Annotated in this window: 11 protein-coding genes; 6 read left to right on the top strand and 5 right to left on the bottom strand. The window is 51.8% G+C overall.

Annotated features, from left to right (window positions below):
• Position 1: 1 nt before the first annotated feature.
• Entirely contained in the window at positions 2–1,381 is a 1,380-nt protein-coding gene (locus tag EFO84_RS06420) for an amidohydrolase family protein (RefSeq protein ID WP_127347222.1), read from the bottom strand.
• 106 nt (positions 1,382–1,487) lie between these two features.
• On the opposite strand from EFO84_RS06420, the gene EFO84_RS06415 reads away from it, so the two are divergent.
• The 3 genes from EFO84_RS06415 to EFO84_RS06405 are packed head-to-tail and all read left to right on the top strand — an operon-like array spanning position 1,488 to position 4,515.
• Positions 1,488–3,575, top strand: coding sequence for a S9 family peptidase (locus EFO84_RS06415; protein WP_127347221.1), 2,088 nt, complete (start codon positions 1,488–1,490; stop codon positions 3,573–3,575).
• A 3-nt stretch (positions 3,576–3,578) separates the two neighbouring features.
• Positions 3,579–4,004: a YqaA family protein gene (locus tag EFO84_RS06410; RefSeq protein ID WP_127347220.1), complete on the top strand. Its 426-nt coding sequence runs from the start codon at positions 3,579–3,581 to the stop codon at positions 4,002–4,004.
• A 13-nt stretch (positions 4,005–4,017) separates the two neighbouring features.
• The gene (locus EFO84_RS06405) at positions 4,018–4,515 is read left to right on the top strand and encodes a TIGR00645 family protein (protein WP_127347219.1); all 498 of its coding nucleotides are present in this window, start codon (positions 4,018–4,020) and stop codon (positions 4,513–4,515) included.
• Here the strand turns inward: EFO84_RS06405 and alr are convergent.
• Both alr and EFO84_RS06395 read right to left on the bottom strand, forming a co-directional pair.
• On the bottom strand, positions 4,512–5,615 hold the full coding sequence (gene alr, locus EFO84_RS06400; protein ID WP_240642656.1) for an alanine racemase: 1,104 nt from the start codon (positions 5,613–5,615) through the stop codon (positions 4,512–4,514). The genes EFO84_RS06405 and alr overlap by 4 nt on opposite strands.
• Positions 5,616–5,640: 25 nt before the next feature.
• Complete coding sequence (locus EFO84_RS06395; protein WP_127347218.1) at positions 5,641–7,014, bottom strand: Na+/H+ antiporter NhaC family protein; 1,374 nt, start codon at positions 7,012–7,014, stop codon at positions 5,641–5,643.
• A gap of 102 nt (positions 7,015–7,116) precedes the next feature.
• On the opposite strand from EFO84_RS06395, the gene EFO84_RS06390 reads away from it, so the two are divergent.
• On the top strand, positions 7,117–7,950 hold the full coding sequence (locus tag EFO84_RS06390; protein ID WP_127347217.1) for a prephenate dehydratase: 834 nt from the start codon (positions 7,117–7,119) through the stop codon (positions 7,948–7,950).
• Here EFO84_RS06390 and dinB read toward each other — a convergent pair.
• A complete protein-coding gene (gene dinB / locus EFO84_RS06385; RefSeq protein ID WP_127347216.1) occupies positions 7,920–8,990 on the bottom strand; it encodes a DNA polymerase IV in 1,071 nt (356 codons plus the stop codon). The two genes, EFO84_RS06390 and dinB, sit on opposite strands and share 31 nt — an antisense overlap.
• Before the next feature lie 92 nt (positions 8,991–9,082).
• Here dinB and EFO84_RS06380 point away from each other — a divergent pair, with 92 nt between their 5' ends.
• Together EFO84_RS06380 and EFO84_RS06375 are read left to right on the top strand one after the other, a co-directional pair.
• Complete coding sequence (locus EFO84_RS06380; protein ID WP_240642655.1) at positions 9,083–9,511, top strand: c-type cytochrome; 429 nt, start codon at positions 9,083–9,085, stop codon at positions 9,509–9,511.
• 169 nt (positions 9,512–9,680) lie between these two features.
• Positions 9,681–12,281: a sensor domain-containing phosphodiesterase gene (locus EFO84_RS06375; protein ID WP_127347215.1), complete on the top strand. Its 2,601-nt coding sequence runs from the start codon at positions 9,681–9,683 to the stop codon at positions 12,279–12,281.
• Here the strand turns inward: EFO84_RS06375 and rep are convergent.
• Entirely contained in the window at positions 12,278–14,296 is a 2,019-nt protein-coding gene (rep, locus tag EFO84_RS06370; RefSeq protein ID WP_127347444.1) for a DNA helicase Rep, read from the bottom strand. The two genes, EFO84_RS06375 and rep, sit on opposite strands and share 4 nt — an antisense overlap.
• Positions 14,297–14,302 lie beyond the last annotated feature (6 nt).

Here is a 14,302-nt window from a genome sequence, read left to right as displayed (position 1 = left end):
CTCAGTTCTGCGCTGTATCTTGATAGGCCGCCTGAATCTCAGCTATACGGGTGTCGAGGGTGCCACGATCAAGCCATTGCCCGCGCAGCATGACGCCTTCAAGCCGCTCAATAGCACTCGCATCAGTCAGTGGGTTGCTTGGTAACAGCATAAAATCAGCCCGCGCACCTGGCTGAATACGGCCAAAATGGTCCTGCTCGGCAAAATAATCACCGGCGGCCACGGTGGCGCTGTAGATAATTTCGTCAATCCCAAATCCGGCTTGTTGCAAGGTGGCAATTTCACGATGAATGGAATAGCCGGGTACGCTGAACAGCTGGGGTGCATCGGTGCCAAACACCATAGGCACACCGGCGCGAACCAAGGCCAGCAGCAGTTGCTGGCGGTTATTATGCTGGATTTGTGCGGTGTCAGCATTGAAATAGCTGGTGCGCGGATTGTCGAGAAAATCGAGCCAGCCTTGACGTACTTGCGGAGGTACTAGGGCTAGTTCCGGGTAGGCAGTGAGCGCCTCGGCATTGCCCGCACCAATCAAGGTTTGCCATAGTGCTTGGGTGGGTACCACAGTCACGCCGTGGCGCAGACTGAGTTCAACCAGCTGATTGATTTCGGCGGCAGTAATGGGGCGCTGCGTGGCATCGACATATTCTAAGTAACCATCGAGATGATCAATGGTGCGTTGGCCGGCAGCTAAGGCCTGCTCTAAGCCAACTGCAGCCGGTACGTGGCCGGCAAAGTCCATGTCTGCCGCAGCTGCCGTGGAGGCCAGTGCTTGGTATTGCTCCAGTGTTAACCCGGGGTGGATTTTCAACAAATCCCAGCCTTCATCGCGCTGATCGATCACCCGCTGGGTGGCTTGTTCCACCGATTCTATCGAATTACCACTGAAGCTTGGCCCCGCCAAGTACAGCGTAGGACCAAGCCGCTGACCATTGGCAATGTCTTGTTTGAGCTGTAATTGGTGCGGATAGCCAAGCATTCCGCGCACGGTGGTGACACCGTTGGCGACATAGAGAAACAACACATCGTTTAAGTACCGCTCGGGAAGTTGACCAAAACTGGCGGCGGGTGGTACATGACCATGCATTTCGGTAAAGCCAGCCAGTAAATACTGTTCGGTGCCGATAATTTCTGTGGCGTGCGCCGGTATGGCAAGATCGCTGCCCACGGCTTGAATACGGTCACCCTCTACCAGTACCGTTTGGCCCGGCAGGAGTTGTGCCTGGCGGCCATCAAAATCAACAATGGTGACGTTGGTAATCGCCGTTACCGCACTGGTTTCAGGCACTGGTGCGTCAAGCGCTGGTTGGCAAGCGCTGAGCGTCAAGGTGGTCACACCGATACAGAGCAACGCAAGGCTGTAAACTTGACTGGCACGCATGAGCTATACCTCTGATTTTTTGTCAGTTTGGTCTGAATTCATTGTATCTGTAAGCATACCCATGATACAACCGCTTTAACAATTTGGTTCACTTTATGAGGATCCTATGCGATTAGCTACCACAATAGCACTGTTATTGGGCGTATCGGTGATGAGCTTCGGCGCATCAGCCGATGTTGCTGACGACCATCGTCACAGCACCACCAAACCGTTCCAAGCTGAGGATATTTTCCAGCTGGAATTCGCTAATGATGTACAGATCTCGCCAGATGGCAAGCACATTGCCTACGTGCGCAACAGTTTTGATGTAATGACTGATAGTACCGTACGCAGTTTGTGGTTAATTGACGTGGCCAGCGGTCAGCACACACCGTTATTCGCTGATAATTTCAGTTACGGCAATCCGAGCTGGTCTCCCGATGGCAGCCGGTTGGCGTTCAGCTCAAACCGTGGCGGTCAAAATCAGATCCACGTGTACTGGGTTGCGACACAAACTGTCGCGCAAGTTACCAAGGTGCCGTCTAGCCCAAGCCAATTTGCGTGGTCGCCTGATGCCAAACAATTAGCGTTCAGTATGACCGTTGAGGCTGAAAAGAGCGCTTTTGAAAAGGCCATTCAAAAGCCCAAAAAGCCAGAAAAAGCGCAGTGGGCAGCACCAGCACGAGTGATTGAGCGTACCTATTATCAGCAAGACGGGGCTGGTATTTTGCCCAATAGCTATCGGCAGATTTTTGTGGTTCCCAGCGAGGGCGGTAGTGCCCGTCAATTAACCAGCGGTCAGTTCAATCATGGCGGCACACTTGCCTGGCTACCCAATAATCAGGCGTTGATATTCTCCACCAACCGCCATCCAAATTGGGAATACCAGCCCAATGAAAGTGATCTGTGGCAAGTGAGCCTTGCTACCAGTGAGCTGACGCAAATCACTAAGGCAGCAGGCCGAGAATGGAACCCAGTACTCAGCCCCGATGGCAAAACCCTAGCATTTTTAAATCGCAACAATGAACCCGTACCGTACCAAAACAGTCGTTTAACGTTATTGAATTTGGCCGATCAGAGCCAACGTCAGTTGCTCACTGAGCTTGATCGCTCGGTGGATGATCCGCAGTGGTTGAGCAACGATACCCTGGTTATTCAGTATAGCGATCGGGGCCGCAGCAAGTTGGCCACGGTTACCCGCAAAGGCAAGCTGCGTGACTGGACCGATGACGTGGGCGGTGTGTCGGTGGGTCGACCGTATCTCAGCGGCATGTATTCTATTGCCCCAGCTACCGGCACCTTCGCCTACACTCGTGGCAGCGCCCAGCGTCCGGCCGATGTGGCGGTGCTTGCCACCACCGGCAAGCAAGCCGGTAAAGCACGTAACCTGACCGCGCTCAATGAAGACATTTTGACTCAGCGGGAACTCGCTGAAGTGCATGAAATTCGTTATGCCTCAAGCTTTGACAACACCGAGATCCAAGGCTGGTACCTCACGCCGCCTGATTTTGATGCCAGTAAAAAGTATCCGCTGATGGTGGAGATCCATGGCGGCCCGCATTTAGCCTACGGGCCGATGTTCAGCGCCGAGTTACAACGCTACGCTGCTGAAGGCTATGTGGTGTTCTACAACAACTATCGAGGCAGCACCTCGTACGGCGAAGCCTTCGCCTTGCTGTTGGATGGTTTCTATTCGTCCGAGCGTGACCATGCCGATCACATGTCTGGTATTGATGCGCTGATTGCTAAGGGCTTTGTTGATGCCAATAACCTATTTATTGCCGGCGGTTCAGCCGGCGGTATTGCCACCACCTACGCGGTCGGTTTGACTAACCGTTTCAACGCCGCAGCGGCAACCAATCCGGTTATTAACTGGATCAGTAAGACCCTCACTGCAGATAGCTCCATTGGCCAGATCGGCAATCAGTTTCCGGCTATGCCGTGGGAGGATTTTGCTCACTATTGGCAACGTTCACCGCTGTCACTAGTCGGCAATGTAACCACCCCAACCCTGTTGTTTAGCGGGGAAAATGACCGCCGCGTGCCAATGTCGGAAATTGAACAGTTCTATCAAGCGCTGAAATTACGCCAAATAGATACCGCCATGGTGCGGGTACCAGGAGCGTCGCATAATGTCACCGCGCGGCCATCGCAGATGATCAGCAAAATTGAACATACTTTGGCGTGGTTTAAGCTCTATCGTAAGAACCCGTAAACTATGTTAATTAGCCTATTTTTGGCGGCCTTCTTGGCCGCCACCGTGCTGCCCGGTAGCTCAGAAATTTTGCTGATAGCAGCTCAGCAGCGTGGTTATGACCCGTGGTTACTGCTTGCTGTAGCCACCAGCGGCAACGTGCTGGGTTCGGTGCTGAACTACGTGATGGGGCGCTATTTACTGCGTTACCAAGACCGTAGTTGGTTTCCATTCAAGGCGGAAGGCTTGCAGCGTGGGGAGCGCTGGTTTCAGCGCTACGGCAAATGGTCGTTACTACTGACTTGGGCGCCATTGGTTGGCGATGCGCTAACTTTCGTAGCGGGTATGATGCGGGTCAATGCAGCGCTATTTTTGCTATTGGTGACGATCGGAAAGGCTAGCAGATATGCGGTGTTGCTTGGTAGTATGAGCCTACTTTTCGGCAGTTAATGAGAGACAACCGATGGAACGATTCCTAGAAAACCTAATGTACAGTCTGCGCTGGCTGCTAGCTCCTATTTATCTTGGCTTAAGTTTGGCGGTTATTTTACTCGGCCTGAAATTCTTCCAAGAAGTGTTTCATGTGGTCCCTATTATTTTCGAAATCAAAGAAGTAGATCTCATTCTACTCACCTTGACCTTAATTGATATTGCGCTGGTCGGTGGTTTGCTGGTGATGGTGATGCTCAGTGGCTACGAGAATTTCGTCTCGACCTTGGATATCAATCGCGACTCAGAAAAGCTGGCGTGGTTGGGCAAAATTGACTCAGGCGGCTTAAAAAATAAAGTGGCGGCATCCATTGTAGCTATTTCGTCCATTCACTTGCTTAAAGTGTTTATGAACCCCCAAAACATGGGCCATGACACCATCAAGTGGTACGTGATTATCCACCTGACTTTTGTCGGCTCAGCCTTCGCAATGGGCTATTTGGATAAACTCACCCGTAAAAGCGACGATTAAACTTCGACCCGTGGTACCCGGGCTGAGACCCGGGTCAGCAGCTCGTAACCGATAGTACCCGCATGCTCGGCAATTTCGTGCACCGATAAATGTGGTCCCCACAGTTCGGCCTCGTCACCCACCTGAATGCCTTCAATATCGGTCACGTCCACGGTGATCATATCCATCGACACGGTGCCGGCAATAGGCGCCTTTTGGCCATGAATCAACACTGGAGTGCCGCTTTTGCAGTGGCGCGGATAGCCATCGGCGTAGCCAATGGCTAGGGTAGCTATCAGCGATGGTCGCTCGGCAATCCAGCCGCTACCATAACCAACCCGTTCCCCTTCGGCGATGTGCCGCAGTGCTATCACCGGGGCAACTAAACGCATCACTGGTCGCAGTTCTGCGTGCACCTGCTTTTGCATATCCGGGTTGACCCCGTACAAAGTAACGCCGGCCCGCAGCCAATGGCCGCTCAGCTGTTCATAGTCTTTCAAGCTGCTGGTCAAGGCGGCGGAATTACCTAAGCTCTGATGCAGTACTTTGGTTTGTGCGCAGGCCGCAGCAAATCGTTGGCGTTGTAATTGGGTGACTGGATGTTCATCCTCACCGGAGTTGGCAAAGTGAGACATCAGCGTAATAGAGGTCACCTGTGGGCAGGCACTGAGTTCGGCATAAACAGCAACCACGCGCTCTGGGTCCCAGCCCAAGCGGTGCATGCCGGTATCTACTTTCAACCACACCGACAACGGCCGCACCAGTTTAGCGGTGGCGATAGCGTCTAGTTGACTTTGTTCATGCACCACCGGCTGCAAATTGTAGTGCGCACAAATAGGTAGCTCGGCTGCAGAAAAACAGCCCTCTAGTAATACAATAGGTTTGATAAAGCCAGCTTCACGTAGCAGTAGAGCTTCGTCAATAAAAGCCACGGCAAAGGCGTCAACGTATTCATCAATAGCACGCGCAGCAACTAACATACCATGGCCATAGGCATCGGCCTTGACCACGCCAAGCAGGTGAGCTGGCGCGCTCAGGCTTTGCATAATCTTTGCATTATGGGTGAGCGCAGCACGGTTAATTTCTGCGCGAGTGGTACGAAAATGCACGCCATTGGCCATAAATTAGTGGGTTCCGTAGTAGCAGTTACAGCATGACCATGCCGGCCACGAGGTAGAGGATCACGGCTGCAGCGCCCGCCACCAGTGCATACGGCAACTGCGTACGCACGTGTTCAAGCAAATCACAACCTGAGGCTAACGATGATACCGCAGTTGTGTCGGAAATTGGAGAGCAGTGATCACCAAAAACCCCGCCACCAAGCACAGCGGCCAGCATCAGTGGGGCCGGTAAATCCAGTGCAATAATTAGCGGTGCAGCTATAGGAATTAAAATAGCGAAAGTACCCCACGAGGTGCCGGTGGTAAACGAAATCAGCGCACCAGCAATAAACAGCATGGGCGCAATTAAAATGACCGGTAGAAAGTCACCTACCAAGCCAGCTAAGAATACCCCAGTACCAAGCTCTTTTAAGCTGCTGCCTAAAGCCAGACTGAGCAGCACTATAGTCACTAGCGGCAGCAGCTCGCTCATACCTTTAAAGCCCATGCTGACCAGCTCGGTATGACGGTTGCGTTTGCTTAATAGCAGCATTAAATAGGCCACCAAACAGGCTAAACCAGTAGCATAAAGTACTGATTTAGAGCCGTTACCTTGGGTAATATCGCCGCCACCGGTACCGATCATAAAGGCCACCATACCCAATACCATCACCAACAGTGGCACCAGCATGTATCGAGCTTTGCTGTTGCTCGGTGGCTGCTCAGGGATGTCTTGCGCTGGCTGTGGCTGCGCTTCAACGGCTGCTAATGGTCCATGTACTTTGGTACTGATAGCGGTGTAGAACACCAAGCCTAAGGTGACTAAGGCGTAAAAGTTGAAGGGCACACTGGCCCAAAGCGTGGTGACTGCATTGCCAGGTAGGTCTTGTTGTTCCAGCATGCCGAGCACATAAGCGCCCCAGCCGTTGAGCAAAATCAAAATACAAATTGGCGCGCTGGTGCTATCAATTAAGTAGGCCAAGCGAGCACGGCTCATGCCGAGTTTTTCAAACAAGCCGCGGGACAAAATACCGGCAGTTAGCACGCTTAAGTTAGATTCAACAAACACAAATACGCCGGTAAATACCGTCATCAAGCTGGCGCTGCGTTTGGTTTTACCAAAGCCACGGCGTAATAGCGCTTCAACCATAGCCGCCACACCGCCAGACTCGCGAATATAGGCTAATAGCGCGCCCACGAGCAGGCTGAAAATAAGAATGCGGGTGTTTCCCGGCGAGCTAAATACGTCAACAATACGTTCTAGCGTGCCAATAAAGGCATAACCGACGTTTTGCTCAGCGCCTAGGCTTAACAGCAGCTCCGAGCAAAATACCGCGAGCAACAAGGCGCCAATCACCTCTTTACGCCAAAACACCACAATAATGGCCACCAAGGGCGGCAGAATAGCAAGCCAACTCATGTCTTTGCGCCTTCCGGAAGTTTGTCGAACTAGTCTAGCATAGGCTTGAAAAAAGCAGTAAGTTGAATGCCTTATTGATTGATCACGTGAGGTAAAGGGACTGTGAACATCGCCACGCTAGGGCCAGCCGGAACATTCTCGGAACTCGCTGCAGCAGAATTTGCCGCCAGTGCAGCGGTGCCGACCAGCTTACAATTTTATCCGTCATTAGCACGTACGCTGGCGGCTGTGGGTAGCGAGTGTTCAGTTGCCGTAGTGCCGCTTGAAAATATCGTCGAAGGGGTGGTATCTCCGGTTATTGACGGCTTGCTCAAACAGCCGTTACAGATCATCGCCGAACTGAGTATACCGGTGCGTTTTTCGCTGGTGGCTAACCATCACAAACCACAAAAAGTGTTTGCTCAGTTTGTTGCGCAAGGGCAATGCAGTGAGGCATTGGCGCGGCTGAATGCGCCAATTATCACCACCGCTAGCAATACCGAAGCGTTGCACTTGCTATTGGCGCAAGATCAACCTGCTGCGGCATTGGTTCCTGAGCATGCTATTGGTGAGCATAGTTTTGTCGAGGTAGTGCACGATGTCGCGGATGTGCCTCATAACGAAACGCGGTTTATTGTGCTCCAGCAACCCCAGCCGTTAGCGGTACGTGAACCGAGTCAGCACTATAAAACGGCCATTATCATTGTTGATGATGCCGATCATCCCGGCTTATTGGTCGAGCATTTGCAGGCCTTTGCGCTGGCTCGAGTCAACTTAACCGCGTTGGTATCACGGCCAACCGGACAACGCTTTGGGGCTTATCACTTTTTTATTGAGCTAGAGGGGCATTTAGACGATGCCAACGTGCAACGCGCGCTGGCGTTAATAAAAGCCAGTAATCAGGTGTTAGAACTCGGTAGTTACCGTTATTCTAGCGCCAGTTCTAGCTGTAAATAATCATCGGGATCAGGCAGCATGACGCTTAAGCCAATCAGCCTCACACCGCGCTGCTCACGGCGCTCCCACGCTTCACGCAGTAGTTGATAAAACAGACTTGGTGAGGCCTTGCTGCCGGTGCGCGATACCGTGGTTTGCTGAAAATCAGTAAACTTTAGCTTGACCGTTTGGCTCTTAATGGCGGTTTCTTGCCAGCGCTGGCAACCAAGCCGTTTGAGCAACTGGGGTAACAAGGTTTCATCGAGAAATTGCTCAACCCCTCGTAGTTGAAAGAGGTCATGCCGCAGCGTTTCTTCCACCCCAACGCTTTTACGTACTCGCTCAGTCACTACTGCGCGAGGGTCATTACCCAAACAACGTTGATGCAATAGCCAACCGGCTTTGTCACCGAGAATCTGCTGTAATTGCGTTACTTCAGCCTGTTGTACATCACGGCCATGATAGAAGCCGAGTAAATTCAACCGTTCTAAGCTTTTCGGGCCCACGCCGGGAATGCGTTTCAGGGTGAGTTGCGCAATATAATCAACCACCTGATCGGGGGGCACCACATATTGGCCATCGGGTTTGCGCTCTTCGCTGGCAATTTTTGCGACCATTTTTTGGCAGGAGATTCCGGCGGAGGCACTCAAACCAATGGCACGAAGGCGCTCACGAATCGCCTCAAGGGTGCGGCTGGCACTGCCTTGAAAGGCACTATTAGCGGTTAAATCAAGATAAAACTCATCAATTGAGGCCGGCTCGACTTGGTCGGTGAATTCTTGCAAAATTGCCAACACCTGCCGCGATAGCTGTCGATAGTAGCCGTGGTCTGGCGCGACAAAATGCAAATCAGGACACAAGCGCCGCGCATAAGCACCCGACATGGCGCTACGAACACCAAATTGCCGCGCCAAATAGTTCGCTGTTGCGACTACGCCGCGCTCGCCGCCGCCGCCAACGGCAAAGGGTCGGTGCTGTAAGCTGGGGTCGCGCAGAACCTCGGCGCTGGCAAAGAAAGCATCGAGATCTAAAAGCGCTATTTTACGCGTAGTAAAAGACATGCACGGAAGTGTTTATCCTCGAACGGAATGTGGCTATAATCTCAGCAACGATTCGAGCGTGCAAGCTCGTCAGCTCATCTTAGGAGTGTACTGTGAAGCTAGTAAATGTTGTGAATACCAGTCGTTTGTTAGTCGCCGCCTTAGCGGTTGTGGTCGGTACTGCCAGTGCAGCTATGATGCCACAGGCTAAATCAACCAGTTCATTAGAAGATCGTATTGCGCCAATTGGCAAGGTACGCGTAGCCGGTTCTAGCCCGCAAGCAGACGCTGGTGCTCAACAAGCACGTAGTGGCGATGCGGTATACAACCAGTTCTGTGCCGCCTGCCACACCAGCGGTGTATTGAACGCACCAAAATTGAATAATGCCGCCGATTGGGAACCACGCTTAGCTCAAGGGATGGACACGGTATTACGTCATGCGATTGAAGGCTACAACGCTATGCCAGCTAAAGGCACCTGTGGTAACTGTAGCGATGATGAAATTCAAGCCGCCATTGATTACATGATTGCTGAACTGTAATCAGCGCTAGGCACATGAATTGTATAAAAAAACCGCTTCGGCGGTTTTTTTATTGGGGACAAAACGGGTAAAAACCTTTCCTGACGGGATTTGTAAAGATATACTTCTTTGCAAAATATTTACAAAACCATGTGATAAACAACGCGCTACTCTATTGAACCACTAAAATATGGCAAAGCAGTTACAGCAGAGGTCATCGGCCACGGAAATTGCGCGACTGCGTAAGGCCTTGTCACGCCTGCAAAAACTCGCTTTAAAATACCGCGAATCTGAAGTCATTCAAAAAGCCTTATTCAAGATCTCGGAGCTAGCTTCGTCAGCTCGCGAAATGAGTGATTTCTATCCGGCTGTGCATAGCATCATCGGTGAACTGATGATGGCTAAGAACTTCTTTATTTGCCTCTACGATGACAGTAACGACACCTTTAAATTCGTGTACTTCGTCGATGAATATGATGATGCGCCCACCCTTGAACAGTTTCCGGCGGAGATCCTGCGGCAAGGTTTAACTGGTTTTATTATGCGCACCGGTAAACCGTTTTTGCTGACCGATGAGAATTTTGCCGAGCTGGTTGCCAGCGGCGAAATTCGTGACTTAGGTGCAGCGCCAGTGGATTGGCTTGGGGTGCCGTTGCATGTGGGTGATCAGGTCATTGGCGCCATGGTGGTGCAAAGTTACACCGAGGGTGTGACCTATACTCGTGCCGACCGCGAGTTATTGCAATTCGTATCTCAGCACATTATCAACGCTCTCGAACGGATTCGTCAGCGTGAGTTTATGCAAGCTGAAATTACTCGGCAAACGGCCAGTTTGCGCGACATTAACACGGATTTAGAGCTGCAAATTGCCGAGCGCAAACGTGCTGAACAAGTGGCATCGGTGCTTTATGCGATTTCTGAGTTGACCAATACCTCCGAAAGCATGGATACCTTCTTTGCCCAGCTGCACAAGCAGGTGGGTAAGCTGATGATCAATGATAATTTCTTCGTGGCATTGTTAGATGATGATCAGCGCAATATTGAGTTTGCCTACTATGTTGACCAATTTGACCAACGTACCGCGGTAAGCCGACCCATCGGTCGCGGTATGACTGAGTACGTTATTCGCAGTCGTCGGCCAGTTTTTATTGATGAAGACGAATTTAATCGCTTGGCCGCAAAAGGCGAAGTGGCTGGTGAGGGCGCCCATTACGGTACTCGCCCGAAGCAATGGATGGGCTCACCGTTGATTGTTGATGAGCAAGTGATCGGCGTGCTTTCGGTACAAACCTATTCTGACCGCATCAAATACAAGCAAGACGATTTAGAACTACTCAACTTTGTCTCGCAGCACGTGGCCGTGGCCATTGAGCGCCGTCGTAATGCCGATGAAGTGAAGCGAATTAACAACTATTTAGAGCGCAAAGTTGCCGAGCGCACCGAAGAGTTGGTCAATGAAATAGAGCGGCGTAAAAAAATTGAAGAAAAGCTGTTCTACGATGCTCACCACGACACCTTGACTGGGCTGCCTAACCGCTCCATGTTTACCGAGCGCTTGCAACAAGCGTTAAAGCAAAAGCGGCGTTTCCCGAGCCATAATTTCGCCGTGTTGTTTGTCGATCTCGATCGGTTTAAAGATATCAACGACACCCTGGGCCACTCGGCCGGCGACGAATTTTTACTCGAAGCAAGCCGCCGTATTGGCGAGTGTGTGCGTGATAACGATACCGTGGCACGCCTAGGTGGTGATGAGTTCGTGATCTTGTTGAACTTGATACGGCATACTGATGACGCTCGCGATGTTGCTAGTCGCATCATTGAAAAAATGCGCAAACCCTTTGTGTATGGTGAAACCGAGCATTATTCTGGCGCCAGCGTGGGCATCGCCGAGTGCAAGGCGCTTAACGATACCGCTGAACGCTTGTTACGCGATGCTGACGCTGCCATGTACCAAGCAAAGAGCATGGGCCGTGGTCGTTATGTGGTATTCGATGAGAGTATTCACAAAGACTTAGTGGCCAGCTTGAATCGCGAAACCGAATTGCGTCATGCTCACTTTGATGAAGATTTTGTGCTGCAGCATCATGACTTGCTGAACCTAGCCGATAAGACTCCGCAAGCGCGCGAAGTGCTGGTGCGCTGGCGTCGTGGCGATACCTTGCTGCCTACTGAACGGTTTTTGAGTATTGCCGAAAAGGCCGGCATGGTGATGGCACTGGACCAATGGCTGCTGACACGCTGTTGCGAATTGCTCGCCGATGGCTGCGATATTCCGGTGTATGTGAGCTTGTCCACCAAGCATTTATTCAAGCTGGCGGACACCAAAGCATTGCTGAGTATTATTGAGCAGGCTGGAATTGATCCGAAGCGCTTGGTATTGGAGTTCAGCGAGACCGAATTGCACGATTCATCCAAGCGTCAGTTGAGTTGTTTACGGCAATTGGCTGATGCCGGTGTTGGCTTAGCGCTGAATGAGTTTGGCCGCAGCGCTGGCGCCTTGCACTATATCCTGAATTATCCGTTCACCCATGTGAAACTCGATTCACGTTTTGTTGCCGATATTGCTTTGAGCAGTCGCGGTCATGCCACCATTACCCATTTGGTGAACTTGTGTCATGAATTGAAAATTGAGGTCTGTGCAGCGGGTATCAATACCCAAGAACAACAGCAGGCGTTGCAAAAGGCAGGGGTTAAAATTGGCCAGGGTATCTTGTACGGAGAACCCCAATCGGTAAAGTTGCAAGGTTCTGCAGCGCCGACTTCCTCTGAGTCGGCGGCAGCAAACTATTAGCGTTGCTGCTCTAACGCCTTACGCAGCAGCGCCACACCGCTCAAACGTGACTGCTCCTTGCTCTCTTCGGTCACTACTTTTTGGTCTTCCCATTCCACATCGTCTTGCGGTAACTCATGCAGAAACCGGCTCGCTTCAGGGCGGATCACTTCGCCATATTGGCGGCGTTCGCGAGCCATGGTAAAGGTCAGTGACTGCTGTGCGCGAGTAATGCCTACATAGGCGAGGCGCCGCTCTTCTTCCACCATATCGCTATCGATACTGGATTGATGGGGCAATAAGCCTTCTTCCATACCCACCATAAACACGTGGGGAAATTCCAAGCCTTTGGAGGCATGTAAGGTCATCAGCTGCACCTGGTCACCTTGCTCTTCTTCTTCGTTACGGCTCATCAGGTCGCGCAAACAGAGCTTGGCAATCGCGTCATCAAGGGCTAGCGCTTCGTGCTCATCGTCACCTTTGAGCATTTCTACCACCCAGCGCAATAATTCGCTGACGTTCTTGTAGCGCATTTCCGCTGCCGCCTGACTGGGGCTGGTTTCGTACAGCCACTCTTCCATAGCGATATTACGCAGCAAATCGTACAGCGCGCTTGGGGCATCATCCGCATGCAGGCACTTGCGCACAGTGGTCGTGATGAGTTGGGTGAAGTACTGTACCGATTGATATTCACGGCTCCCCAAACGGGTTTTCAGCGCTTGGTGCTGGGCAGCTTCCAGCATGCTGACGCGAAGTTCGTTCGCCAGTTCGCCAATACGCTCCACAGTGTTGGGGCCAATGCCGCGTTTCGGTACGTTGATGATCCGAATCAACGCAGTGTCATCGTCGGGGTTCACCAACAGCCGTAGGTAGGCCATCATGTCTTTCACTTCTGCGCGGGCAAAAAAGCTCTGGCCGCCGCTAATTTTGTAAGGAATACGGTGCGTCAGCATGGCTTTTTCAAACAGCCGCGCCTGATGATTACCGCGATAGAGCAGAGCAAAATGGCTGTACGGTGTACGCTCTAAAAAGCGCTTACGGACAATTTCAGCGACCACGCGGTCGGCTTCATGCTCTTCATTTTTGCCATAAATCACCCGTAGCGGTACCCCGTATTCCATTTCTGAGAATAGCTTTTTCTCAAACACGTGCGGGTTGTTTTCAATCAAGATGTTGGCGGCCTTCAGAATACGGCCGTGGGAGCGATAGTTTTGCTCTAATTTGATCACTTCAAGCTGCGGAAAATCACGTTGTAACAGCGCCAAGTTCTGCGGTTGGGCGCCGCGCCACGAGTAGATTGACTGGTCATCGTCACCCACCACGGTAAAGCGCGCCCGTTCACCCACCAGCAACCGCACCAGTTCATACTGTGAGGTGTTGGTGTCTTGGTATTCATCCACCAGCAGGTACTTAAACTTAGCTTGCCAGCGGCTACGCGCGGCCTCGTTATTTTTCAGCAGCAGTGTGGGTAGCAAAATCAGATCATCAAAATCCAACGCATTGCAGGCGCGCATGTTTTGGCTGTAACGCTGATAGATCTCGGCAAACAGCTTTTCGTCGGGCAGTTGGGCTTGCGCTAACGCTTGCTCCGGCGACAGCATGGCATTCTTCCAGTTGCTGATCTGGCTTTGCAGCATTTTCACCAGCTGCTTGTCATCGTCCCAGTCGTCTTCGGTCAGTGCTTTGAGTAGCGCAAAACTGTCTTGGTCGTCAAATAGCGAGAAGCCCGGCTTCATATTTAAGCGGGTCACTTCTTTGCGAATAATAGTAAGGCCCAAGGTGTGAAAGGTCGATACTGTTAAGCCGCGGGTGTGCTCGCGGCCCAAGGTGTGACCCACGCGTTCTTTCATTTCGCGCGCGGCCTTATTGGTAAAGGTCACCGCCGCGATATTACGTGCGGAATAGCCACAGCGGGTAATCAAATAGGCGATTTTTTCGGTGATCACCCGGGTCTTGCCGCTACCGGCACCAGCCAACACCAGCACCGGCCCATCTATGGCGCGTACCGCTTGTTGTTGGCTAGGGTTGAGTTGCAGCATGAG

Source organism: Pseudidiomarina mangrovi, from assembly GCF_003999375.1.
GTDB lineage: Bacteria > Pseudomonadota > Gammaproteobacteria > Enterobacterales > Alteromonadaceae > Pseudidiomarina > Pseudidiomarina mangrovi.
The sequence above is the reverse complement of the archived record's forward strand: the minus strand, read 5'-3'. Positions and strand labels throughout refer to the sequence as shown.